This window comes from Sporosarcina sp. HYO08, from assembly GCF_001563475.1.
Taxonomy (GTDB): Bacteria; Bacillota; Bacilli; order Bacillales_A; family Planococcaceae; genus Sporosarcina.
Genome location: NZ_LPUT01000012.1, coordinates 336803 through 361337, shown reverse-complemented (window position 1 = coordinate 361337; position 24535 = coordinate 336803). Strand labels below are relative to the sequence as shown.

Sequence of the window (24535 nt, the reverse complement as noted above, 5' to 3'; positions counted from 1 at the left end):
AATACGTTTAGAATTCTCTTATTTAATATCAACTAACTCTCTAATCACTTTTCCACCTTTATCAATCGTTTGCACGTATCCGACATGCTTCACATAATATGTTTTTGTTCCTTCACTGCTCGTCACTTCGACAGCATTCGTAAAGGTTTTGTAAGGCGTTTCGACTTTCTTCCCAATACCCGTCACTTTACTCGTGCTGGTATAGGATGTCCACGTAGCTCCGAGTTTAATTGGGTAAATGAGGCTTTCGTGAAACTCGGATAGTGGATAACCTATCCCTGACCCTTCATAAGATTCGACCTCAAAAAAGTGATAGGTTTGATCTTGATCTACGATATGCGCTTCCCACATATACTCCGGGAACATCCATTCCCAAACGCTGGCTTTTTTATAGGTGAATACTTCACGACCCAGTTCAGATGACTGATAGGTATACTGCTTTGTTTTGTCTCGCACATAGCTGTCTTGAATCGCTGCTTTTTGTTTAAACGACACGTCAAAGCCGCGGGCAAGAAAAGCTGAAAACTGAGCCCGTGTCAAACTTAAGCCCGGTTGGAACGTACCATCGGGATAACCAGCTGTAATCGATGCTGCGGCTAAACGCTGAATGTGTTCGAAGGCAGCTGTACTTTCTCCAACATCTTTAAATCTAAAAAAAGAATGGAAGGATAAGTTGAACGCTCTTGATAAAATAATGGCCATTTCACCTCTAGAAATGGATGCTTCCGGTTTAAATGTCCCGTTCGAATAACCAGAGATGATGCCCTTTTCTACAGCAGAAGCAATGTAGCCGCTTGCCTTTTGACTCTTCCCTACATCCTTAAACTTCGTCGTACGCTGAGTCCCATCCAAATCGAACGCTTTACCAATCATAATGGCTGCTTCCCCACGCGTAACAGCTTTTTCTGGCCGGAATGAACCATCTGAATAACCGGTGATGAACTGCTTGTCTGATAAATACTTGATTTCATCATGAAAACCATGAGATGTTGAAACATCTTTAAAGCTGACTGCCTGCACTGGACGTTGCGCAACACCGAGAATGAGCACAATTGCTAATAGAAATAGTACCCACTTTTTCATTTCATCGCTCCCCCTTCTTTTTATACAGTGAACTAATTTCAGAATGTTCCGATAACATTGATCACCTAATACTTTACCTTAAAATACCAATGATTCACATACTACTAACCACCTACAAACTTGTATGTTTTATTGATTCACTATTCCCTTCCTTTTGCCATGAATCACCACTATATGTACATTTTCTAGAAATAGTATTGTTTACATGAAAAAGATGTCCGTTCTGCATAGATGACAGAGCGAACATCTTTCCGGATTATTGCATTATGAAACGCAACTTAGATATATCCATTTATTCGTGATTTGTTTTCGGCATGAATTTCATCTTCCAAATCCTCGATTTTTTCTTTGCGACGCTCGTTTTTTGCTTTGATTGCCTCAAGTTCTTTTCCTTCCGCAAATTCCATTGCTGCTTCGGCCGCTTCCATATTGCTAATGGTTTTCTTTAGGCGGTTCACATTATCGTCTGAATCATTCGGTAGTGAAAAATTTTTAGTCAAAGCCTGTTCCTCCTTTTAGTCATTTTTCCTTCGTTCGATAGTATTCCCGTATTTGCAGTAAATATTTTTGCTATAATTTTTTTGGAATCTACACGAATAATAAGAAAAGGAATTTTATGACCATGCGTGAATTAATTGATTCGACCCAACGTTTTTTTGACTTTGATTTTGATGCGATTAAATCATATTTTACTTCCTTAGCATTGACGCTCATCGTGACATATTTGATCATCGTTATTTTTCGCAAGATCGTCCAAGAATTGTTTAAACGAACACGGATCTTGGAAGAAAAAAAGAAAGAAACAATTGAAAGTGTTGTAAAAAATACATCCAGATATATTTACGCCATCATTATTTTAATCGCTATCATCGGGTTCGGTGCGCAAAAGCTATTTGACAATGAGATGAAAATGGCAGAGTTGAAGATTTATCACAAGTAACTGCGTCACGGACAAGATTCAGTCGAGCTTAATTCTATTAAAGTGAATATTCCACCAATTTAACGTATAGTGGATAGTAAAGTTAAGGGGGAATGCGCTATGAAAGTTGCATCATTATGGAGATACCCAGTGAAATCGATGATGGGAGAAGAACTGAATGCGTGTGACTTTACGGAAAAAGGTGTATTAGGAGATAGGGCATATGGTGTCATTGACACTGAAACTGGCAAACTTGCTAATGCCAAAAATCCAAAAAAGTGGCCCAATATGTTCCAATACCGTGCTTCATTTACGAAACCTGTACAATTGTCTTACCCAATTCCGCCGGTTCGTATTATGCTGCCGGATGGACAAACCGTAGAAAGCAATGAAAATGATGTCAATCACCAATTGTCTGAAAGCTTTCAACGGTTCGTTACGATCGCCTCTCCTTCATCAGCCGCAGTTGAATTTGAAGGCTATATCCCGGAAGAAATTAATGAACTCGAGAACCGCGGAACGACTTTTACTAGGCAGTCTCCCGAAAATACATTTTTCGATATCGCGACGGTACACATCATTACAACCTCTACGATCAATACGCTGCGCAAGCTAACGCCAGAAAGCCGTATTGAACCACGAAGATTCCGCCCGAATCTCATTCTTGATGTCCCAGAAACTGAAGGATTTGTTGAACAGGAATGGATCGGCAAAAATCTTTCCATCGGCGATGACGTACAGCTTAGAATCATCCAACCAACGCAGCGATGCGTGATGACAACACTCGCCCAAGGGGATTTGCCGAAAGATCCGAATGTCCTGCGCACATTGGTAAAACAAAATAACGGCAACTTCGGCGTCTATGCAGAAGTTCTACAAACAGGCAGCGTCACAATTGGCGATCAGGTGGAGATTCTCTAACCCAATCAACCAGTCCTATCGGTCGAGAATGCTCGATTGATAAGACTGGTTTTTTATTTGTGCTTACGGGTGCCAAGTGGAATTGGTTGGCCACTCGTGGGGCTTCGTTGGGGACTAGGTGAATTTTGTTGGAAACCAGACAATTTATAAGGCAGTTCCCAAAACCGTTTCATGTGGAGTGCTGTGCGTTGATCATATGAAAAGAATCAATAGCGAAAATCTCTGTGGATGGAACTGTTGGTTCTTTCAACCAATAATGAGCTTCCATGGTTCCGTCTCGATGTATTTCTATTTCATTTATTAACATCAGAGGTAATTCAAATTTTGGAATGAAATTAGTTGAAAACGCTTCCAACTTATGTTGCAATAAAGAAACAAAAAGAAAGGAGAAATTTGTTTGCATATTACAAGGGTATTTTGGTATTCAGTAGTGATTTGTATAGCTATCGTACTTTGGGGATTTTTTGCCCCTGATGGTTTAAATGAGTTGACCGCATCTGCGACAGCCATTATATATGATCGTTTCGGATGGTTTTATATATTCGTAATCGTTACTATGATTGGGTTTTGCATTTATTTCATGTTCTCTCGTTTTGGAAAAGTGAAGTTGGGAAAAGAAAATGACGAACCAGCATTTAGTTTACTTGCATGGTTTGCTATGTTGTTTAGTGCAGGCATGGGCATTGGTCTTATGTTCTTTACAACAGCGGAAACCATTTCACATGCTTTCATCAGTTCACCAAATGCAACGCCAGGATCCAATCAGGCGATTATAGAATCACTTCAATACGTTATGTTTCACTGGGGACTCCATGGTTGGGGATTGTACAGTATTGTGGCACTTATACTCGCATACTTTAAATTCCGCGTTGGTGCGCCCGGCTTGATTAGCGCGACGCTTGAACCATTATTCGGGAAGAAAATCATGCGTGGTACAATTGGTCATATAGTGGATACGCTCGCGATCTTTGCGACTGTAGTTGGGGTTGCCTCAACACTTGGATTTGGATCAGCGCAAATTAACAGTGGACTGACCTATTTATTCAATGCCCCAAAAACGTTCTGGTTCCAACTGATTATTCTAGCTGTTTCTACAATACTCTTTGTTATATCCGCTTGGTCCGGAATTGGACGGGGTATAAAATACTTAAGTACCGTCAATATTTTGGTTGCATTTCTACTGTTAATTCTATTGTTTATTGTCGGCCCGTCAACGTATATTTTAAATCTTTTTACAACCTCGATTGGTAAATATGCGGGGAATTTTATCGAAATGAGTTTTGAACTAAAACCGATGGATAGCGACCAGCGGCAATGGATCAATGATTGGACCATATTTTATTGGGCGTGGTGGATATCATGGGCCCCATTTGTAGGAATGTTTATTGCACGTGTTTCAAAAGGTCGTACGATCAGACAATTTATTGCTGGTGTATTACTCGCTCCTACACTTGTAACATTTCTCTTTTTTGCCGTTTTTGGCGGGTCGGCATTATACCTAGAGCAAAATGGTCTTGCCAAGCTCTCCACATTGGTTACAGAAACGGTGACATTCGGTATGTATGAGCATTATCCACTTGGAACAATCCTGTCCCTCATTACAGTGGTGGTTATTGCAATATTTTTCATCACATCCGCGGATTCAGCGACGTTTGTACTGGGTATGTTCAGTACGGGTGGACAATTAAACCCTTCAAATGTTGTCAAAATCGTTTGGGGACTCGCCTTGTCTGCAATGGCAGCCATTGTCATGTACTCCGGTGGAATAAAAGGTTTTCAAAATCTGCTCATCATTTCGGCTCTGCCTCTCTCCCTTATTGTCGGTTTAATGGTTGTATCGTTTTATAAGGTAATACAGCAAAAAGAATGATTGTTACTCAATACGCGAATGATAGGTGCTAACAAGCAAGAAAAATTAATAAGGTGGGGATTAAATTGAATCTAATCAATGTTAGAAAAGGTCAATTCGTTTACTACAACAATCAGCTCCATAAAGTGTACTCTGTGAAACCTTTTTTTAAGAAGTCTGTTCATCTAATTCGACTTGAAGATATGGAACAGCAACTCGTAACAGCAAAAGAAATATCGTTATATAAACCAAAGCACTTAGACAGTTTTACGGTCAATTATAAACGATATACACTTCATAAAGATGTAAAGGCAAAAGTCGGTGATTATATTTTAATCATCAACCCTAAGCCTGACTCTCTCGATCATCACCATCTTCACGCGATTGAAACAGTATCAAAAATTGAAGCAAATGGTGTGATTAGTAATAAATCTAATGGAATTAAACACAACGAGTATTGGGTAATGGTACCGGGGTTGGAAGATGGTGCAACAATCATTGATTTGGCAAATCCAGATGCGCATGATCCTAACGCGCACAAACTGGTTAAACCGGAACTCCATTCACGCGCCCCCTATACACCTAAAATAGGCGATGTTTTTCAAAAAAATAATAGTGATCCGGTCGCTCAAGCATTGGTCGTAGCTATTCAAGGAGATACTGTCTATTTAGGAGGCGATATTGAAGTTCATATCGATAAATTAATGAACAGCGATTCTTGGAGCCTAATTACGTAAGCGTCCAATTTTACCCATATAGTAATCACATTTCTTCCATGCCATCATCTCCAGCCATTTTGTTACTGAAAAAAAGATTGGAGTCTACTCACCAAGCCGAGAATCAATCACCTAAATGGGTCACTTTAGAGGCAGAAAAATCTAGACGAGGGTTGGAAAATTCAACTCTCGTCTACTATTTTGCTCTTAAATCGCCACGGTGATCTGTAGCACGTAAAAACTTACCAAATTAAAAAGAATTTACACCACTGCATCTCATTTTTTAATACTATTATCTACCGCCAGCACTCTATGCATATCGACTTTGGAAACTGCCTGATTTATTGGCTGTTTTCATTCACAGTACAACATCCATTCCTTCATCTGCAATGAAAAACCCCTTCTCTTCGATCTGGCCCCGCAGCTTCCTGTCGGCATGAATCGCTGGGTTTGAGTGATTCAAATGGATAAAGTAAATAGCCGTTTGCTCGACCAATTCTTGCAATCGCTCCATCGTTTCGGTCATGAGCGGATGCGGGATTTCCCGGTAATCTCGGCCGATCTTGGCCAGATCTTCTGCGGAATGAAACGTGCCATCCAGTAAGCAAATGTCTGCTTCTCTACACGCTTCGTAAATATCCGTTTCCCATTGTTCCCATCGATCAATATCCGGGATGTAGAGTACCTTCTTGTTCGGTCCTTCTATCCAATAGGCAAATGTCTCTGAAAATTCGTTGCGATGTGGCACTTCGACTGGCGTGACGACAACCTGATCCGAAACTTGAATGGCCTGCTCATGAAAAATCTCTTGCAGCTCAATATTTCCAAGTGCCGTCAATTGACTCCACGGCGCTTGCGCTTCCAGCATTTGTTTCATTTTACTGCCTGTCATTACGGGAATGCCCTGTGCACCAATTGCTTCCCTTCCTAGCAACAAAAGTCCCGGATAATGTCCCAAATGGGCATGCGTTAAAAAAATCATATCCATTAATTGTCCTTGCATGCCAAACTTTTGTTGAACTTGAATCATCTGTTCTTTCAAATCGGGTGTAGCGTCTATCAAATGCCACTTTTTCTCTTCGGGCTCAACAATTGCTAATGATGCAGCAAACCGTCGAAACGCCGGATTGTTGATCGCTTCTGTACAATTTTCGCAATAGCAATTAGGATGTGGTAGCCCTGCATCTTGTGCAGTGCCAAGCACATGTAAAACAGCCTGACTCATAATGAAACCTCACTTTTCCCCTGTATTTCATTTGCTTTATAGTCCTTTTTGGAGATTGTCCAGCCCGTGAAACCGAATAAGAGATTGATGAGCGGAACAAGGATGACGAAAAACGCATAAGGAATGAATTCGCCTGGACTTACACCTAGCATACCAACTGCAAACACGATCGGAACACTCCACGGTACTAGGTTGATACCGACCGTACCCGCCGCCTCCACACATCTCGATAAATTTTTCGTATCAATGTTCATTTCTTTATATTTCCCCACAAATGTTCTTGCCGGCAAAATAATGGCTAAAAACTGTGCACCGCTCGCAAACGCAACGACGAAAGTTGAAAAAATCGTTGTACTAATTAACGAGCCCGCCCCGCGCACATTCGCTAGCATACTTTTCGTCATTGCTTCAAACGATCCCGTCTCTTCCAACACGCCGCCTAATGCGGTCGCGATAACGAGAAGGCTGATCGTTCCTAACATGGACATAAGGCCGCCGCGATTTAATAATGAATCTACTTCTTTGACACCGGATTCAACAGAAAAGCCATTCGTCATCGCCTGTACAACTGATGCAACGGACATTCCTTGAATCACAACCGCAAGCACCGCTCCGAGAAACCCGACGATTGCCAATGCAGGGATAGCGGGAACACGTCTCATCATTAGAAAGATTGTGAAAACCGGCATTAGCAATAGGAGCGGATGGGTAACAAATACTTCACTTAGACCCCTTTTTATTAGGTCAATACTAGCCGTTGAAACTGCTGATGCAGCCAATTCAGACGTACCAACGAACCAATATAAAACAATCGCTATGAAAAAAGCAGGGAGTGTATCCCACAACATATGTTTAATATGGCTAAACAAATCTGTCTCTGCCATCGCTGGTGCAATATTTGTCGTATCCGAAAGCGGCGATAGTTTATCACCAAAATACGCCCCTGAAATAACCGCTCCTGCGACAAGCCCCGGCGCAAAACCAAGTCCTTCTCCAATTGCCATAAAAGCAAGTCCAATCGTCGCAATAGAAGTAAATGAACTTCCCAAAGTGATTGAAACGATGCCTGTTACAAGCGCAACGAGCGGCACGAACAAACTTGGTGAAATGAGCGACACGCCGTAATAGATCATCGTCGGAATGACACCACTCGCGATCCATGTGCCAACAATAATCCCGATAATCATTAAAATAAAGATGGCCGGCAATGCCCGCCCGACACCTTTCACCATCATTTGTTCAACTTCCTGCCAGCTCCAGCCGACGCGAAGCGCAATGAGCACCGCCGCAATGACACCGATCAGTAACGGAATATGCATGCCAGCTTTCCAGACGAAGATCGACATTGCGGCAGCCGCAATTAAAGCAACGATTGGAATGATCGACATCCCTAACGAAATTTCTTTTTTCATAGTCTCTTCCCCTTCAGTTGAAAGACAGCAATCAAACTTATAGTAGAAAAAAATAGCTATCATTCCGAAAATTCTTTAGGTTATATCGTACGATATTTCTATCTATTTAGCTAGATGAAATTTCAGATTTATTGTTGTTTTTGATTTAATTGTGGGGGATTTTGTCAATTGCTTGAAGGACAAAATACCAAGCATTCGTTTATTGGTCTGCCTGTTAGGGAAAAGAGAGGTAACAACGACTTCGTGCGACAACCCGACAAATCAACTTTTCACAGACTTTATGATTCACAAAACAGCGCAACCGTGTATTGATTCCAATTCTCTTCTTTATTTCCCCACAAATTGAGGATTGAACATTCATAACAAATCGTTTTGATTGTTTTTGCAAAATCTACACCAACTTGGCAATACTGTTGAGTAAGTGATGAAATTTTTTATGGCTGAAGTTTCACTGGTTAGTCAAAAGAGGTGAAATGATGGAGGACAAGCATATTTTATACGTCTATTTACTTTCTGCTTTTTTTGCCATTCTCGGAAGTTCAATGACATTCGGTATGTTATTGAAGAGTTATGGAGGGGGCTACTTTTTATTAATCCCCATCGCAATCGCAGGCGGCGGTATTCCAAGTTTTTTGTTAGGGTTATTTGTTTCGGATCAGCTATTAAATAAAATCAATAATATGCTGCAACGCTAAAAAACCCTTCAATGAAAGATTTGATTGAAGGGTTAACTTACTGTGCTCTTTGAATAGGTCATATTGTTACTCCGTTCGTTCTTCTACAGTTCCACACGCGATCCGATCTCCAGAATCACCTGATGGCTGTGAAACGCCATCATCCGGACCGGCATGAATAACGAGGGCAGTTCCACCTTCCCGTAGCAAGGAATTTTGCTCGCCTTTTTTCAATGTCACCTGTTTAGCTACAAATTCTTCATGGACCGCCCCATCTGCGCCTACTTCTAAGTTCGGCAAATCGCCGGCATGCGGTCCTTCCTCATGATCTAGACCATGACTTGCCCCCGTCGGATTGAAATGTCCGCCTGCTGCTTCGAAATCGGGTGCTTCGCATTTTCCAGCTTCGTGAAAATGAAAACCATGCGGACCTTCTGGTAATCCTGTCGCGTTTACTTTCACTTTCACACCATTTTCTTCCTCGGTCAATTCCGCTGTTCCAATAGAATTACCCTCACGATCATTGAGTGCTACAGTTGCTGATAATAATTCCCCATCGTTCATTTCGTCGGCTAGCGGCAGGCTTTCTTGTTCCAAGACGTTTTCTTCTTCATTCTTCTCTAATTCATTTACGCCATCTGTCTTGGGAACTGGAACCATGTCATCTTTTCCATCGCCACAAGCAACGAGAACCAAAGTAAGGGCGAATAACATGATAAATCCTACATATTTCTTCAAAGGTATGCTCTCCTCTCATTGTTAAGTGTCATAGGAACCCTTGAACACTTCATTTGAAGTGTTCAAGGGCTCTTAATAGTCTCGTTTATTTCTTTAGTAAAGAGAATAGTGAGTGATACGCTGCCGTTACTTGCTGGTAATAACCAACTAACTTGTCCCAAACTGTATCTTGAACGACTTGGACAGGCTCTTCTGTTACCTCTTCAACTTCAGCTGGCACTTCTGTTGATTCTTCGCCGTCTGTCGTTTCGTCTGTGACTACTTCAACGTCACCTTCAATAATTTCACCTGTTACTTCTTCACCTGCTGCTGGTACTTCTACCGGCTCTTCACCTTCTGTTGGCACTTCTGCCGGCTCGTCGCCTTCAGTAGGTTCGTCTGTTACTTCTTCACCTTCTGTTGGCACTTCCGCTGGCTCGTCGCCTTCAGTAGGTTCATCTGTTACTTCTTCACCTTCTGACGGCACTTCCCCTTCGGCAGGTACTTCTCCCTCTGCTTTATTTTCATCTTCGATCGGGATAATCAATCCAAGATGATCTTGAATAAGGAAATTGTAGTAATCAATTAAACTTCCATAGTTTTGTAAAAGAGACCTATATCCATCTTTTAGCTCTTCTGTTATAATATTGCTATCGGTTTGGTCAGTTGACGTTGTATCTTCATTGATATTTTCGTCAGCTGGCTTTTCTATTTCTTCAACTTCTTCTGCTGGAACTTCTTCAGCTGTCGGTTCTTCCGTTACATCGTCTTCGTCTGCAACGTCGTCAGCCGCATCTTCTTCTGCCGCTGGTTCTTCCGTTACATCGCCTTCGTCTGCAACGTCATCAGCCGCATCTTCTTCTGCCGCTGGTTCTTCCGTTACATCGCCTTCGTCTGCAACGTCATCAGCCGCATCTTCTTCTGCCGCTGGTTCTTCCGTTACATCGCCTTCGTCTGCAACGTCGTCAGCCGCATCTTCTTCTGCCGCTGGTTCTTCCGTTACATCGCCTTCGTCTGCAACGTCGTCAGCCGCATCTTCTTCTGCCGCTGGTTCTTCCGTTACATCGCCTTCGTCTGCAACGTCATCAGCCGCATCTTCTTCTGCTGCTGGATCTTCCGTTACGTCGCCTTCGTCTGCAACGTCGTCAGCCGCATCTTCTTCTGCTGCTGGATCTTCCGTTACATCACCTTCGTCAACAGGCTCATCGGCTGTATCGTCTTCATCCAGTGGCTGATCCAGGCCGTCATCACTTGGCGCTTCTTCTTGAAAGTTTTTATTTGCAATCGTTCGCATAAACTGCCCTTTTTCAGGTGAACCCGGGATACTTGTTGCATAGTGTGAAACTTCTGCACCGTGATTTTTAAAATCTGCCTCATCGACTTTTTCATTTGCAAAAGCTGAGCCACCTGCGCCAAAAATTGCAGCAGATAACATTGAAGTTGACATGACAAACGGCAAAATTTTCTTGTTCGTATTCTTTTCTTTTTGATTTGTTTCTTTAACCAAGAATCATCAAACTCCCTTCATTTTTCAAAAATGTTTAATTCCGCAAAAAACGTCTAATTCCCGACTTATGAAGACAACAACCACACTATCCAATCGCTATGTATATCTTCTCCCTTCCTAAACAAGGCGAGATGCAATTTTCGGCACCTGCCATTTGCTTGATACCACCTTAACAAATGAAAATCACAAGCATGTAACAATCAGATAACAACTTTTTATTGGAAATTTTAACCTTTGTCACAATTGGAAAAACAATCCATGAGTCCTAAATATTTATTAAACAAAACACGAAATAGAGGACTTCTTGATTAAGTTTTATGCAAATCCAGTCAATGAACCTTTCTAAATAAATCTAGGAACGAAGACGATCTAAATGCATCCCATTACTTTTTCATCTCTCAAGAAACTACTCAATAAGAACTAGCCAATATATTACAGTTTAAAATTCATGTTAAAAAAACAGAATTCATGTTTTTTCACGTCGAATAGCGGGTATTCATTTATCTCACTGATGGACTGCCTCCTTTTTCTGCAAGCAGATTCCCACACCACTCCTTTTCTATTACATACAATGACAGCAACAAGAAGTGAAAAAAGACGAAAGAGTGGTTTGTCTATTCATCAGTAAAGGACAAGTGTTGATATAATCACAAAAAACCTTTGATCAATACATGATCAAAGGGCTTTACTTGTAAATTTATTGGTATAATGCGCACATGCCAGCAACGGAAAAATGTATTGATAACTATGATAATGAATATAGAATGCGCCGCCCATCCCTTGCCCAACTGGATAAGATTTCGTCCAATCATTGTTGTCATGGGATTCGAGGAGGTAACTCATGCCCGCTTCGATTTCCGGCGTCGGATGCTCTGAAGCAGCAATGAGTGCATCGAGTGCCCATGCGGTCTGGGTCACGTTACTGGCCCCGAGTGGAATATATCTTGCGGCAAGATCACTTTTACACGACTCTCCCCAACCCCCATCACGATTTTGAATTGTTAGGAACCAGTCGACTGCTTTTTGGATTGCGGGACTTTTCGGATTTTCTCCCGCTGCGATGAGCCCCGTAATGGCTGCCCAAGTTCCATAAATATAACAAATTCCCCAGCGGCCATACCAGGAACCATTCTCCTCTTGCGCTTGTAAGAGCCATTCAACGCCTCGTTTCATGACAGGATGTTTTTTTGCTAAGTTGGTGTAGTTCCCAAAAAACTGGAGTGTTCTTCCAGTCAAATCAGCGCTGCTTGAATCTGTTACTAAAAATTTATTTCCTTCAATAGGAAGTAACTCAAACAATGGATTCCCTACATTTTTCTCAAAGGCAGGCCATCCTCCATCACTGTTTTGCATGGACAATACCCAACGAACCCCTCTATTCCATGCTTCGTAATAGGTTTTATCCGTCCGGACAAGCTTGGAAATGGACCTGAGCGAAGCGGTTGAATCATCTATGTCAGGATTGAATGTATTGACGTCCGAAAATCCCCAGCCCCCCGGCGCAACACCTGGATTATGGATGGCCCAGTCACCATATTTTGATTGTTGGTGTATTTGTAAGTAATGATTGGCCCTATTTATTACAGGATCCGTAGAAGGAACGCCCGCTTTTTGCAGCGCATCACTAATTAAAGAAGTGTTCCACACGGTTGCGGTTGTATATTGCATATGGAGGTGACCATTAATGGTCGTTTTCATCGCTTTCAGCCCTTGAACCGCCTTGACAATGATCGGGTCATTGTTTGGATGACCAAGAGAGCGCAAGGCAAAAATCATGAGAAACGTTGAACTAAAATAGCTATACAATGTCCCGTCCGGCTCGATGTGATCGAGCATATATTGTTTCGCTCGCTGGATAGCCGAAGCCTTGATTGCCTCGGATAAACCAAATACTTGTTTCACATCTTGTTCAATTGCTATAAATAGTTGTTGAAGTGTTAAAGAATGGAAGAGATCATCGGATGCTGGTGTAATGAGATCGGAAAGATCAGGAGTGTGATAAGTTTTGAGGGCAAATTTATTCGTTGCAATAATCATGAGAGGGGCAAGGTTTGCTCTTCCAAAGACAGATAGATCGTAGAAGTTCACTGGAAAATGAGGCGGTAAAAGCATGATTTCAATCGGTATCGAAATAGTAGACGGCCAAGAGGTTTGACCGGTTACAGCAAGCATAACTTTCGTCAATAGATGAGTCTGTTCGATGCCACCTTTCGAGAAAATAAAAGATTTTGCCGCAAGCAATCTACTGTCTTCCTTCTTGATATAACCGGAATACAACAAAGCATAGTACGCTTCAACTGTTGCCGATAAGTTTCCGTCATCTTCATCGTGAAAAAGCTTCCAAGCCCCGTTCGCTTCTTGTTTACTCATTATCCTTTCAGTCAAAGCCTGTATGAGTTTTTCATCATCCATCTGCAAGGTCCTGAGCAAGATAATCAGATACGCATCTGTCGAAATGCCCGTCTCAAACGGATACCCCCACGAGCCATCAGCCGCCTGATCACTTTTCAACCGTTCAATCAGTCGAGCCATATATTCCTTTATCTGCGCATGCAATTCCAATTCCCCCCATTTGGCGCCAAGCACCTAGACAATTCGGATATTCATGTTTTCTAAAACAATTGACACAATATTATCTTTCTTTTAGAAGAATAGATTTATCCGCTTTATAGTCCATGCAATATTGAATATATGCATCGATTGGCTTTTCATTCCCCAAGGATAGCAGCGTCAGCAAGTAGTCAAACCGAATGAAAAGATACGGGCTTTAATTGTTTGGGTGCCTGGCACGCATTAAAATTGCCGGGTGTGTCATTTGTTTACACTCCGCTGTGAAAGGGAATTGTTCTGTAATCCGGTTATGGTAAAAGAGGTGCAATAGGATGAAACAGAAGCTAATATCTCTCATGTTATCAATCTTCGTACTATTGACGGTTATTCCCCTTCCTTTGTCTGCAAATGCAAATGAGGATCCTACCTATATGGTGATTTCTTTTGATGGCATGCGTCATGATTTTACTAAGAATTATATGGAAGAAGGCGCGCTTCCATATTTCAAGAAAGTGGCGGAAAATGGGCTGTTTGCGGAAGATATCCGCACCGTTTATCCTTCTTTAACATCCGCCTCGCATGCTGCTATTTCTACGGGGGCAAAGCCTGGGAAAACAGGCATGATTAGTAACAATCTTCATCAACCTGGAACGAAACTCACTGACAAAGACAGTGCTTTTTTTTCGCCTCTTCAGGCGACTCCCATTTGGGCTGAAGCGAAAAGACAAGGAAAAACGACCGCCACTGTCCTTTTCCCCGGTTCGAATCCCGAAGAAGGCAATGCGGCAACGTATGCGATTTACTACGGAACGACTTGGGCTGAAAGCGCGCTCGATGATTTGACATTCAGTGAAGCGAAACAGTGGAAGAAACTTCCTAAAAGTATGAGTCCGGTAAGAGAAGCTTCTCTGACTTTGAAACTTGAAGAAAGTGAAAATCAACAAGTGTATGTTTTGGCTGCGGACACTACGAATAATGGAGAAATAGACTATGATACTTTTTACTTTTATTTGGATAAAAACAGCCCTCACGTAGAGACCGTCCAATTAAATGACTGGGGTTCGGTGTCATTTACAATCAATAAAAGTCACTACGCTGGATTTTCTTTCAAATTGAAAGAAGCAGATCCTCCCCTAGACAACGTTAAACTTTATCGAACTGCCGTCACTTCAGCTGCCGTGCAGGGTCCGGGGAATTTTAAAGAAAAGGTTACTAAAAATTTTGGGCATCTGCCCGTTCAAGACGATGAAAAGGCACTGGAAATGAAATGGATTTCGCGAGCGGAATATGAAGAAATTAGTGAGCGGTTTGCTAAATGGACAACCGATGTTTCTCTTTATATTAAAGAGCAGTACAAACCCGATTTATTGTTCTTTTATTATCCACAAATTGATCATGAATCGCATAAATACTTGTTGGTCGATCCGAGCCAACCAGGCTATTCAAAGAAAAAGTCCAAACAATATATGGGGTATATTCAATGGGCGTACGAGCTTGCGGATCAATCACTTAGCGAAGCGTTACAGGTGATGAATGATACCGATCAGCTCTTCATCGTATCAGATCACGGAATGGAGCCTGTCCATACGATGATCTCCCCGAATCATGAATTAGAAAAAGCCGGTCTTCTAGAAAGAGATCGTGAAGGTAAAGTAGATCCGGCTAAGTCTAAAGCCTACGCCGTTGCAAGCGGTGCAATTGCTCATATCTACATTAATGTAAAAGATCGAGAGCTAAATGGAATTGTTTCAAAAGAGCAATATAATGAAGTTCAACAAGAGATCACCGACATCTTTACTAACCTAGAAGTGAAGAAGATCTCTAAAGTGAAAAGAATTCGCTCTTTGTTTCATCAGTGGCACCAAACCTCTGCGAACAGCAAGTCAACTGCTAAAAAAATACTCCACGTTTTACTGGATGATCAAGATGATCCTTTTGAAAAAGTTATAGCCGCAGGAAGCAATGAAGCAAATCTGCTTCAAAGTGAACGGAGTGGAGATGTCCTGCTGATTGCCAGTCAAGGCTACTATATTGCGCAAGATGAACAAGCCACAGCGAAGAAAGCCGTCGATCTAGGAAATCACGGCGGTGATCCGGAGCGAAAGGCCTTGCGTCCAATCTTATTGGTCACTGGCACTGGTTATACAAAAGCAACGATTCCAAATGAGCTCTCTACATTGGACATAGCGCCAACTTTATATACGTTAATGGATCTTGATGCGCCAGACTTTATAGATGGTAAGGCGATTGATCAGATTACTAAGGAAGGTAGACAGGAATAAGTCTTGTGTTGTCGGCGCTGTATCGCAGTTGTATGCACGCTACCAAAGCAAAACCTGTATGACGGACGATGCTGTCATACAGGTCTATTTGGATTTTAGCGATTACGCTGGTTATTTCGGTCCTTGTTGTTGGGCTGATTGTTAGTTAGATCTGGGATCTCGTCGAAAAACTCACCGCCAAATTCAAAATTATATCGATCTTGATATCTCTCTTGAAGATTTTGGTCTTGGTCGTTCTGACGATTTTGACGATTATTGTCTTGTGTCATTACCGTAGCTCCTTTACTTATTGTTTGCTGGGGGTTACTGAATAGGCCCTCGACCTGTATCCTATCCTTTTCCACTAAATATAATCCCTTTTTCTACGTCTAACTTTCTCCAATCGCTTATAACAGTTCGGTAAACAAAAAAATCCTCCGACCAGAAACCTGATCGGAGGATGACTCATTTGTTTTTAATTATGTAGGAAGCCGCCTTTGTCGTACGTGATTAGAAAGTTTTAAACCACCACTCCTCAAAGTGGGTGTTTGCAGAAACGTTCCTGTATGTCCTCGTTGTTCGAGAAGAACGAGGCTTGCCATTCCAGTTTCAATTAAAACTCCCTTTTACAGCTTAAAGGTTAAAACTTAATGTCGATACGAACAATGCAGCTTGTATTGATTATTGTACACGGATTCCCTTATTTTATCAATGGAAATAAATGTCTAGACCGTACAGGAAACTGGCAGCGATTTTTGTTGCTCGATAAATTGCGTCAAAACCTCATTATACTTTTCTCGCCGCTCCAAATTTGGCAAATGTCCGCATTGATCAAATAAAATTAATTTTGCTTGCGGCATACACCATTTCGTTTGATAAACCGAAAATAGCGGAACAACTTCATCATACAAACTTCCAATCAGTAATGTTGGCGCTTTCACAAATGGCAGTATCGGAAGATAATTTGATTTCACTGCCGAACGTGAAGTTTGGATATACGGTTCGGATTTAATTAAAAACAAGGATTTCGCTTCTTCAATTAAATCAGGTGTTTTTTGGTATAAGCATTTTTCGGCGGTAATGGAAATGTATTCATCGCTCGTTAACGAACGGAGATTTTTCAATCTGTCATGTAACGAGGTATACCTTATAAAGTAAGGAAGGTAAGAAAATGTATTCGACAAGATCATTGACTGCACACGATCAGATTGTTGTCGATAAATTTCTTGTACAACGAGCCCACCTAATGACAGCCCACAGAAATGCGCTTGTTGAATGTCAAGCGAATCCAACAACGACAACACATCATCCGCAAATCCCGCAATTGAAATGTCCTGAAAGTCGTTACACTCCCCGTGCCCCCGAAGATCAGGGATAATCAAACGAAACTTCTCTGACAGGTCAAATTGATACTTCCACGATTCCTTTACGCTTCCCAATCCATGAATAAGAACGAGTGGCTCACCTTGCCCCATATCTAAATAATGCATACTAGATTCCTCCATTGTATTGAAGTCCCCACGTTTGTCAATGGCTTGGCGAATGTGCACATTGTCCCCTTTTCGTATTTTGACCATGAAAATACGGGATCAAACAATGAAATTATTTTTATCCAGAAATACCCTTTTCCCATAAGATATGCCTGCCTCGCTACCACGTCCATGGCAAATGATCTATTCACAGTTGGAAAACAATAAAAATAAGCCCTCATTCACTTTATGGAATGAGAGCTTGTTCGAAGTACAATATGTTTGATTTTTCTGTCCATTGTTAGAATAGTGCGGGTACCTGGCACAAACGGAAAGTGCCAGGTGTTTTCTGAAACGGACTTATTGTAGGTCATACGGGACTGCCAAAGCATCCATCTCCACGCCTTCTAATTGGAGCAACTCCTCTAATGTGATGGTATTCGCTTTGTCTGGAATACCTATCGAAAATTTAACTTCTTCATTAATCTTGGATTTCTTCATATCAAAAAACAGTTTTAAACCATATGTCTCTTCTTCTACATTCACATCGAGATCCAGGTCGAATACGTCATAGGCGATGATATCGTCTTCGTTAATGACGATATGTTCTTCAAACTTATGAATGGTTACGACTTTGTTAATCTCGGCGATGATTTCATCTAGGTCGGCGGGCATATGTGCGATTTCTTCTTTAAGCAGCTCGATTTCTTCCGCAGTTAGACCTAATGCTTCCACATAGTCGTCCTGTTGCAGCAATTCGAATAGCTGTGGTAAGAAGCCATTGAATAATGTTTCAACAAATGGCTGCAAGTTATCATTTGTCAATTCAAATTTAACGATCTTTTTCACATCTACGTCACTTGGCACTTTTATCGCATCTTCATTTTCAACAGTGCTGTAAAAATCAACCGCAAATTGATCGAAGAATAGATTGTTAATTGCCAGTGCAAGTTCTGTTTGTAAATCTAGGTTGACCGTGTTATTCGGCTGACCCGAAAGCTCTGATAACTCCGCGAGATCAAATTCGATAAACTTGCCAGTCAACTCTTCCGGCAGTGGGAATAGCGGTGATTCCGGCAACTTCATCCACATCTTCTCTTCCGTTATCACGATTGGCAGTTTAACAGTTGTTTGCACATCACCAGATAGCGTCAGCTCAACCACCATGTCCATTAACATCGGATCTTTTTGGTACGCCCCGACCATGCGAACTTTCACATCTTCCAACATAGATGCGATCATCGCCATCTCAGGAAACTCTTGCATTGTTTCTGGGAATGAAATGCCTAAATTTAGATTCCCTTCGTACTCGTATGTTTCAATCGCCTGCTCATTGGCGTACACTTCTTTCAACAATCCTGCTAGCGACTGATCTTTATCGATGGCTCGTCCTAGGAAAACAGCAAACTGCGCACGAGTTGTTGGAATGGAAGGTCTAAACGTACGGTCTTCATAACCTTTCGTGATCCCACTAGCATAAATGGCATCGATCTGTTCATAAGCATGGGCGTTTTTCGGTACATCCTTAAATGATGCCGTTTGATAGCCCTTTAATTCGAATGCATTGGCTAATATGATTGCCATTTGTGAACGGATTAGCGGCTCGTCTGGTTGATACGCTCCGTTACTTCCTTGCATAATGCCTGCGTGCGTAACGGCGGCAATCTCTTTATACGCATAATGATCTTTGCTAATATCTTTGTAGTTTACGGACGGGACATTCTCTGTATCTAGCTTAAGTCCGCGTGTTAACATAATGGCTGCTTGCGCCCGCGTAATTTTGTTATTCGGACGAAACGTTCCATCATCAAACCCTTTAATAACCCCTAGATCCGAAAAGCGGTAAATTTGCTCAGCAGCCCAATAATCTTTTGATACATCACTAAATGATTTTGCTGCATCCACTTTCGTTACCGGCATGATTAAAGCGAATAAGAATGTGAAAACCAATGCCAGTACCCCAATTTTCCTCATGTTTCTCCCCCTCTTTTAAAAGTAGTTGTCCTTGTCTTAGATAACTTCTAGACTCCCTTTGTTGAATGCATCATGGCGTATTTACATGCTTTCGTTGTGCAGGATCCAGTTATTACCATAACAATGTCTCTATGGAAACCATATCACAAAAAACATTGAATTTAAACTATTCTAGTATTTTTAAAGTTATTCGACATATTTGGAGAATAACTGCATGGGTGCCTAGCACCAACCGAAATTGCCGGGTGTTTCATATCGCTTTTCTGAAAAATAGTGCTCAATTTGTTATAGTAGTAGAAACTGGGCGAAACGAGAATATAAATCATACATTTTCATATTCTGGTAAAGCGATTAAATTTAAATAGAGAAAGGTCGGTGACAGCATGAATCCATTCCTTTCGATATGGAAGCATCCAAGCCAAACGATTCAATACATCGTCGATCATAAGACAATACCTTATGCACTAATGCTCATCGCTTTTTCATCCCTTGCAAGTAGCTTTATGGGATTTGCAGATTCAGGTTTCTTCGAACAATTCCCATTTCCCCTTATACTTTTTCTTGTTCTCTTTTTAAGCTTACTCATAGGTACGGCTGGATTTGGACTTACTGTGGTTGCATACACATGGATCGGCAAGTTGCTCGGCGGTTCCGGAAAAATGCGACAGATGGGGCTTGCCGTTGCAGCGGGTACAATCCCTACGATTTGGACTGCTCCAATTGGAATCATTGCACTCTTCTTATATGGTGAACAGTTATTCGCCACCCCAACAAACCCATTTGGCATTACAAATATGTCGATCGGTTTTTATATTTTGAATGCAGTTATCATGATGGGGATATCCATTTTTTCAATTGTTGTACAGAGTAAAGCAATTGGGATTGTCCACCAATTTTCGGCATGGCGGGGATTTGGAACCCTATTGATATTCGCAGGAATTGTAATTTTCCTTCTTCTATTAGTAGTAGCATCCATACTGGCCATTATCATTTAAATTGTGTGGGTGCCTGGCACAAACGGAAAGAGCCGGGTGTTTCAATTCAAAATGCTCCTCCAAAAGCAAATATTTCAGAAAAGTATTGTTTTTGTATGAAAACATAATTATAATTAAACCTATACACTTACTATGATTTGGGAGGAGATTTAAAATGTCCGTTAGTCAATTAATTAAGATCGAAACAAGTGGTGTCTGGACAGGTGGCGTACAGACGGAAATAAAGGTTAGACAGTTCGAACCTTTTATTGTAGACGAACCAAAAAGCTTAGGTGGAAAAGATGAAGGGCCAAACCCACTCGAGTTCGTATTAGCGGGCTTATCAAGCTGTGCATCTGTTATGATTGCGTTAATCGCCAAAGAGCAAAAATTTTCTTATGAGGCTGTTGAGTTCAAAAACGCTGGTGAACTTGACGTGCGGGGATTAAGAGGCGTTGAAGGCGTATCGCCACATTTTCAATCTGTTAATCTCGATGTCTTCATTAAAACAGAAGAATCCGATGAGCGTCTAGAGCAGTTAAAAGAAGCGGTCGAAAAAAGATGTCCCGTGATCAACTTGCTCATCGATGCGGGTGTGAACGTAACGTCTAATTGGATTAAACAATAAAACTTTGCATCGCCCTACAGCATAATGCCATCATAAATCGAAAACCACCCGTTGCCTGTATTCATGGCGCGGGTGGTTTTCTTGTTTCCTACTCTATTACGCTATAAAAACTTCCATTCATTTATGCTCATAGTCTATAACTAACTAATTGCGCTGGTGCCTGGCACCAACGCAAAGCGCCGAGTGTTTCATGTCGAATTAGGCGTAGCTCGACCTCTCAAGAATAAGTTAAAAACACAAGCATAAATTGAATATAAGGAGGAGGAGAGTTTACTGCGCAACAATCAAAATAGCGATAAGAATAATAAGGAGAAGCAACTTGATGCGTTTACTGTAGATGACAAGGGTACAAAACTGACGACAAACCAAGGATTGAAAGTGTCGGAGGATGAATTCTCTTTAAAAGCGGGTGTACGTGGACCGACACTGATGGAGGACTTTCATTTCCGGGAAAAAATGACCCATTTTGATCATGAACGAATTCCAGAAAGAGTTGTGCATGCACGCGGGTTTGCTGCGCATGGCGAGTTTCAATTATATGAAAATATGAGTGATTTCACGAGGGCGAAGTTTTTGCAAGATACTTCCGTTAAGACGCCGGTGTTCGTCCGATTTTCCACAGTAAGCGGCGCTAGAGGTTCCGCCGATACAGTTCGGGATGCCAGAGGATTTGCGACGAAGTTTTATACGGAAGAGGGAAATTATGATTTAGTCGCCAATAATATCCCGGTCTTTTTCATTCAAGATGCGATTAAATTCCCAGATGTTGTGCATGCATTCAAACCAGAACCAGATAATGATATTCCACAAGCCTCCACGGCGCATGATACATTTTGGGACTTTGTTGCGAATAACCAAGAGACTGCACATATGATTATGTGGATCATGTCTGACCGTGCCATTCCAAGGAGTTTCCGAATGATGGAAGGATTCGGCGTTCATACTTTTCGATTCGTGAATGAACAAGGAAAAGCTTTCTTTGTAAAATTCCACTGGAAACCAACGTTAGGGACCCACTCTCTCGTTTGGGATGAATCCCATAAACTAGCGGGAATCGATCCAGACTTTCACCGTAATGACTTATGGAATGCGATTGAAAATGGTCATTACCCAGAATTTGAACTAGGTGTTCAAATTTTAAATGAGGAAGATGAATTTAAACTGAAACATGATATTTTGGATGCGACGAAGCTTTGGCCAGAAGAAGTTGTTCCAGTTAAAATCATTGGAAAAATGACGTTAAACCGCAATGTAGATAATTTCTTCGCAGAAACAGAACAAGTCGCTTTCCATCCGGGCAATGTCGTTCCCGGGATAGATTTTACAAATGACCCGTTGCTGCAAGGTCGGCTGTTTTCCTATATTGATACACAATTGATCCGGCTCGGCGGTCCGAACTTCCATGAAATTCCGATCAATAGACCAATCGTTCCCATTCATAACAACCAGCGAGACGGATACCATAGACAAACGATTAATATCGGAAAAGTGAACTATCACCGGAATTCTTTGGCAGGAAATACACCTGCTCCTGCAAGTCCGGCAGAAGGCGGGTACGAACATTACCAGGAAAAAATAGAAGGCCGAAAAATCCAAGCGCGAAGTGACAGTTTTAAAGACCACTTTTCACAAGCAACTCTCTTTTGGAACAGTATGAGTCCAGCCGAGAAAAAACACATCATTGATGCCTTTAGTTTTGAACTAGGGAAAGTAAAGAGCCTATCGGTAAAGCAGCAAGTGATCGACATGTTTGCGAATGTAAGCTTAGAGCTAACACAAGCATTTGCGAAGAAAATCGGTATGCCCCCACCGACAAAAGGCGGTTCCACTATCACAGAGTCATCTCCTGCACTCAGTCAACAAAATACGATTTTCACACCGAGCACACGGAAAGTCGCCGTCATTCTAGCAGATGGCTTTAACGGTCCTGATGTAAAGTATGTAATCGAACGGTTGATTGATTCTGGGCTGACACCTGAATTCATCAGTGAAAATCAGGGAGAGGTAATTGGTACAAACGGTGTTACATTCAACGTCGATCACACTTTCCTAACCGCAAAGTCCGTACAGTTCGATGCAGTTTATGTCGTAAATGGAAGTAAAACGAGCAAGAAATTTAATAAAGACGCGGCTTATTTTGTTGATGAAGCATTTTCACATTATAAACCAATCGGTGCTACCCACCAGGGGATACAACTTTTAACGTTAAATAAATACACCGGAGAACCAGGTGTTATAACGGGAAATGACGTCCAACGCTTTTCAAATGATTTCATCGATGCGGTTGCTGCACATCGATTTTGGAATAGGCAAACTGTTTGAGCAATCGTGGAGAAACTGAATTGTGTGGGTGCCTGGCACCAATGGAAAGTGCCGGGTGTTTCAATTTTTAATGGTTCTTTCAATTTTGGACTCCTAGCGTCTCGCCGTTGTATCTCTCGCAATCAGATTGTTAGAGAATCCTATCCCGGAACGGTATGATTTAAAGGGATGATCAAACAAGGAGTGTTAAAATTGAACAGAAATTATATAAAGTATTTTAATGAAATTCCGCTCTCTGTTTTGGATTTAGCACCGATTAATGAGGGCAGCAATGCAAATGCTTCCTTTAAAAACAGCGTGGAAATCGCACAACATGTAGAAGAATGGGGCTTCAATCGATATTGGTTGGCAGAGCATCATAATATGCCGGGAATCGGAAGTTCTGCAACGTCTGTGCTAATTGGGCATATTGCAGGCGCCACAAATCGTATTCGTGTAGGTGCAGGCGGAATTATGTTGCCCAATCACGCACCACTCGTGATCGCCGAGCAGTTTGGCACATTAGAATCACTTTATCCCGGAAGAATCGACCTTGGTCTTGGCCGCGCGCCTGGCTCGGATCAGGCAACAGCTTTTGCGCTGCGCCGTACGTTACATAGCACTGGGGAAGATTTTCCGAATCAACTAGCTGAACTCGAGGACTATTTTGAACCGAACCGAACAGCACGCGTTCGCGCATTTCCCGGTGAAGGACTTGACATTCCTATTTGGTTACTCGGTTCAAGCGGCTTCAGTGCTCAACTGGCTGCGCAAAAAGGACTTCCCTTTTCTTTCGCAAGTCACTTCGCGCCGCAACACACATTGCCTGCGTTACGGCTTTACCGTCAAAACTTCAAGCCGTCGAAAACACTGCAAGAACCGTACGCAATGCTAGGCGTCAATGTCATCGCAGCAGACACAGATGAAGAAGCCCAGTTTCTGGCAACCTCTCAACAACTACAGTTTCTTAGCTTAACGAGAGGCGTCCCAACACAGTTGAAACCGCCGATTGCGAACATTGAAGAAGTATGGTCACCTTATGAGCGAGCGTCCCTCGAAAAAACGCTTGACTCCCGTTCTACAATTGTTGGTAGTCCAGAAACTGTGAGGCAAAAGCTTGAAAGTTTCATTCGTGAAACAAAAACAAACGAGCTGATCATCAATTCGCAAATTTTCGATCAGAAAGCTCGGTTGCGTTCTTATGAAATTGTCGCTGAGATGATGGGTTAATCAAAGAATTCTCTGGTCAATACATTCTTCTGAACCCAATTGAATAAAGACCGTTGGCGTAATATCCTTATTCACACTCGAAGCCCCTCGATCAATTCCTCGGAATGATCGAGAGGCTTTTTATA

20 protein-coding genes and 1 other RNA gene are annotated in these 24535 nt (G+C 41.8%); 10 read left to right on the top strand and 11 right to left on the bottom strand.

The features are described 5' to 3' along the window. Positions 1–18: 18 nt before the first annotated feature. Together AU377_RS06180 and AU377_RS06175 are read right to left on the bottom strand one after the other, a co-directional pair. Positions 19–1083, bottom strand: a complete 1065-nt coding sequence (locus tag AU377_RS06180) for an S-layer homology domain-containing protein (protein ID WP_067405746.1) — start codon at positions 1081–1083, stop codon at positions 19–21. Positions 1084–1361: 278 nt separating this feature from the next. Continuing rightward, complete coding sequence (locus tag AU377_RS06175; RefSeq protein WP_067405743.1) at positions 1362–1583, bottom strand: small, acid-soluble spore protein tlp; 222 nt, start codon at positions 1581–1583, stop codon at positions 1362–1364. A 122-nt stretch (positions 1584–1705) separates the two neighbouring features. Here AU377_RS06175 and AU377_RS06170 point away from each other — a divergent pair, with 122 nt between their 5' ends. The 4 genes from AU377_RS06170 to AU377_RS06155 all read left to right on the top strand — a co-directional run bounded on the left by AU377_RS06170 (position 1706) and on the right by AU377_RS06155 (position 5509). After that, positions 1706–2023, top strand: a complete 318-nt coding sequence (locus AU377_RS06170; RefSeq protein ID WP_067405740.1) for a hypothetical protein — start codon at positions 1706–1708, stop codon at positions 2021–2023. A 99-nt stretch (positions 2024–2122) separates the two neighbouring features. Next, complete coding sequence (locus AU377_RS06165) at positions 2123–2923, top strand: MOSC domain-containing protein (RefSeq protein ID WP_067405737.1); 801 nt, start codon at positions 2123–2125, stop codon at positions 2921–2923. 397 nt (positions 2924–3320) lie between these two features. Continuing rightward, a complete protein-coding gene (locus AU377_RS06160; RefSeq protein ID WP_067405734.1) occupies positions 3321–4793 on the top strand; it encodes a BCCT family transporter in 1473 nt (490 codons plus the stop codon). A 65-nt stretch (positions 4794–4858) separates the two neighbouring features. After that, positions 4859–5509, top strand: coding sequence for a hypothetical protein (locus tag AU377_RS06155; RefSeq protein WP_067405731.1), 651 nt, complete (start codon positions 4859–4861; stop codon positions 5507–5509). 337 nt (positions 5510–5846) lie between these two features. Here the strand turns inward: AU377_RS06155 and AU377_RS06150 are convergent, their stop codons facing one another. Continuing rightward, positions 5847–6713: an MBL fold metallo-hydrolase gene (locus AU377_RS06150; protein ID WP_067405729.1), complete on the bottom strand. Its 867-nt coding sequence runs from the start codon at positions 6711–6713 to the stop codon at positions 5847–5849. Then, entirely contained in the window at positions 6710–8125 is a 1416-nt protein-coding gene (gene nhaC, locus AU377_RS06145) for a Na+/H+ antiporter NhaC (protein ID WP_067405726.1), read from the bottom strand. Before nhaC ends, AU377_RS06150 begins: the two co-directional genes overlap by 4 nt. Positions 8126–8601: 476 nt before the next feature. On the opposite strand from nhaC, the gene AU377_RS06140 reads away from it, so the two are divergent. Further along, entirely contained in the window at positions 8602–8820 is a 219-nt protein-coding gene (locus AU377_RS06140; protein WP_067405723.1) for a hypothetical protein, read from the top strand. A gap of 66 nt (positions 8821–8886) precedes the next feature. Here the strand turns inward: AU377_RS06140 and AU377_RS06135 are convergent, their stop codons facing one another. From AU377_RS06135 to shc, 3 genes are all read right to left on the bottom strand, one after another. Further along, complete coding sequence (locus AU377_RS06135; RefSeq protein WP_067405721.1) at positions 8887–9537, bottom strand: superoxide dismutase family protein; 651 nt, start codon at positions 9535–9537, stop codon at positions 8887–8889. 85 nt (positions 9538–9622) lie between these two features. Beyond that, positions 9623–11023, bottom strand: a complete 1401-nt coding sequence (locus AU377_RS06130; RefSeq protein WP_067405718.1) for a hypothetical protein — start codon at positions 11021–11023, stop codon at positions 9623–9625. A gap of 675 nt (positions 11024–11698) precedes the next feature. Further along, positions 11699–13579: a squalene--hopene cyclase gene (shc, locus tag AU377_RS06125; protein ID WP_156450391.1), complete on the bottom strand. Its 1881-nt coding sequence runs from the start codon at positions 13577–13579 to the stop codon at positions 11699–11701. Between the two features lie 326 nt (positions 13580–13905). Between shc and AU377_RS06120 the strand changes: the two genes are divergently transcribed. After that, positions 13906–15855 carry an alkaline phosphatase family protein gene (locus AU377_RS06120; RefSeq protein ID WP_067405714.1) on the top strand — a complete coding sequence of 650 codons (1950 nt, stop codon included), beginning with the start codon at positions 13906–13908 and terminating at the stop codon, positions 15853–15855. A gap of 95 nt (positions 15856–15950) precedes the next feature. Here the strand turns inward: AU377_RS06120 and AU377_RS06115 are convergent, their stop codons facing one another. From AU377_RS06115 to AU377_RS06100, 4 genes are all read right to left on the bottom strand, one after another. Next, positions 15951–16124 carry a hypothetical protein gene (locus tag AU377_RS06115; protein ID WP_156450390.1) on the bottom strand — a complete coding sequence of 58 codons (174 nt, stop codon included), beginning with the start codon at positions 16122–16124 and terminating at the stop codon, positions 15951–15953. Positions 16125–16318: 194 nt separating this feature from the next. Then, a non-coding RNA gene (gene ssrS / locus AU377_RS06110) (6S RNA) lies at positions 16319–16511 on the bottom strand. A gap of 48 nt (positions 16512–16559) precedes the next feature. Further along, complete coding sequence (locus tag AU377_RS06105) at positions 16560–17324, bottom strand: alpha/beta fold hydrolase (RefSeq protein ID WP_067405709.1); 765 nt, start codon at positions 17322–17324, stop codon at positions 16560–16562. Positions 17325–17663: 339 nt separating this feature from the next. Continuing rightward, positions 17664–19277: an S-layer homology domain-containing protein gene (locus tag AU377_RS06100; protein ID WP_067405706.1), complete on the bottom strand. Its 1614-nt coding sequence runs from the start codon at positions 19275–19277 to the stop codon at positions 17664–17666. Positions 19278–19660: 383 nt separating this feature from the next. Here AU377_RS06100 and AU377_RS06095 point away from each other — a divergent pair, with 383 nt between their 5' ends. The 4 genes from AU377_RS06095 to AU377_RS06080 all read left to right on the top strand — a co-directional run bounded on the left by AU377_RS06095 (position 19661) and on the right by AU377_RS06080 (position 24410). Further along, positions 19661–20272 carry a YIP1 family protein gene (locus tag AU377_RS06095; RefSeq protein ID WP_067405703.1) on the top strand — a complete coding sequence of 204 codons (612 nt, stop codon included), beginning with the start codon at positions 19661–19663 and terminating at the stop codon, positions 20270–20272. A gap of 154 nt (positions 20273–20426) precedes the next feature. After that, complete coding sequence (locus tag AU377_RS06090; protein ID WP_067405700.1) at positions 20427–20879, top strand: OsmC family protein; 453 nt, start codon at positions 20427–20429, stop codon at positions 20877–20879. 273 nt (positions 20880–21152) lie between these two features. Next, positions 21153–23201: a catalase gene (locus AU377_RS06085; protein WP_067405697.1), complete on the top strand. Its 2049-nt coding sequence runs from the start codon at positions 21153–21155 to the stop codon at positions 23199–23201. Positions 23202–23393: 192 nt separating this feature from the next. After that, on the top strand, positions 23394–24410 hold the full coding sequence (locus AU377_RS06080) for an LLM class flavin-dependent oxidoreductase (protein ID WP_253724398.1): 1017 nt from the start codon (positions 23394–23396) through the stop codon (positions 24408–24410). Positions 24411–24535: the final 125 nt, after the last annotated feature.

What these genes read in the sequence shown, in the direction of transcription:
- AU377_RS06180 (WP_067405746.1), bottom strand. Translation starts at nt 1,083, where the DNA reads ATGAAAAAGTGGGTACTATTTCTATTAGCAATTGTGCTCATTCTCGGT.
- AU377_RS06170 (WP_067405740.1), top strand. Translation starts at nt 1,706, where the DNA reads ATGCGTGAATTAATTGATTCGACCCAACGTTTTTTTGACTTTGATTTT.
- AU377_RS06165 (WP_067405737.1), top strand. Translation starts at nt 2,123, where the DNA reads ATGAAAGTTGCATCATTATGGAGATACCCAGTGAAATCGATGATGGGA.
- AU377_RS06150 (WP_067405729.1), bottom strand. Translation starts at nt 6,713, where the DNA reads ATGAGTCAGGCTGTTTTACATGTGCTTGGCACTGCACAAGATGCAGGG.
- nhaC (WP_067405726.1), bottom strand. Translation starts at nt 8,125, where the DNA reads ATGAAAAAAGAAATTTCGTTAGGGATGTCGATCATTCCAATCGTTGCT.
- AU377_RS06140 (WP_067405723.1), top strand. Translation starts at nt 8,602, where the DNA reads ATGGAGGACAAGCATATTTTATACGTCTATTTACTTTCTGCTTTTTTT.
- AU377_RS06120 (WP_067405714.1), top strand. Translation starts at nt 13,906, where the DNA reads ATGAAACAGAAGCTAATATCTCTCATGTTATCAATCTTCGTACTATTG.
- AU377_RS06115 (WP_156450390.1), bottom strand. Translation starts at nt 16,124, where the DNA reads ATGACACAAGACAATAATCGTCAAAATCGTCAGAACGACCAAGACCAA.
- AU377_RS06105 (WP_067405709.1), bottom strand. Translation starts at nt 17,324, where the DNA reads ATGCATTATTTAGATATGGGGCAAGGTGAGCCACTCGTTCTTATTCAT.
- AU377_RS06100 (WP_067405706.1), bottom strand. Translation starts at nt 19,277, where the DNA reads ATGAGGAAAATTGGGGTACTGGCATTGGTTTTCACATTCTTATTCGCT.
- AU377_RS06095 (WP_067405703.1), top strand. Translation starts at nt 19,661, where the DNA reads ATGAATCCATTCCTTTCGATATGGAAGCATCCAAGCCAAACGATTCAA.
- AU377_RS06090 (WP_067405700.1), top strand. Translation starts at nt 20,427, where the DNA reads ATGTCCGTTAGTCAATTAATTAAGATCGAAACAAGTGGTGTCTGGACA.